The sequence below is a fragment of the Helicobacter valdiviensis genome, from assembly GCF_003245365.1.
Taxonomy (GTDB): Bacteria; Campylobacterota; Campylobacteria; order Campylobacterales; family Helicobacteraceae; genus Helicobacter_D; species Helicobacter_D valdiviensis.
In genome coordinates, this window is record NZ_NBIU01000134.1 from 1 (window position 1) to 371 (window position 371).

Annotated in this window: 1 pseudogene; it reads left to right on the plus strand. The window is 28.8% G+C overall.

Going from position 1 to position 371, the window contains the following annotated elements:
• A pseudogene (locus B6S12_RS10915) lies at positions 1-371 on the plus strand (hypothetical protein); the annotation flags it as partial.

Below are 371 nucleotides of genomic sequence, written 5' to 3' on the forward strand. Positions count from 1 at the left end.
GCAAGTGAGCTAGAAAATCTTGCAAGAAATTATGGTGGAATTTATATCTTTGATAAAGAGATAAGAGAAGAGATATTGGAAAAAGAGAAGAAAAGAGAAGAATTTCGTAGTAAATATTTGGGTAGTGAAATTAAAGTAGGAAATGAAACTCATTTTGTGAATTTTTCTTATTTGAAGAAAAAATTCCCTCAAGTCCTTTCTAATGGTTGTAAATATTATCTTAGCAAGTATCACGGTAGTTATAAAATAGGTGAAGTTAATTTTAACTTCGATGATAAACCCGAATTTGCATACTATGAAGATCAATTTAGGGCATATATGGGTGAAGAAACTTATAAAAAATTAAGACCTTATTTGCTTCTTAGGACTTA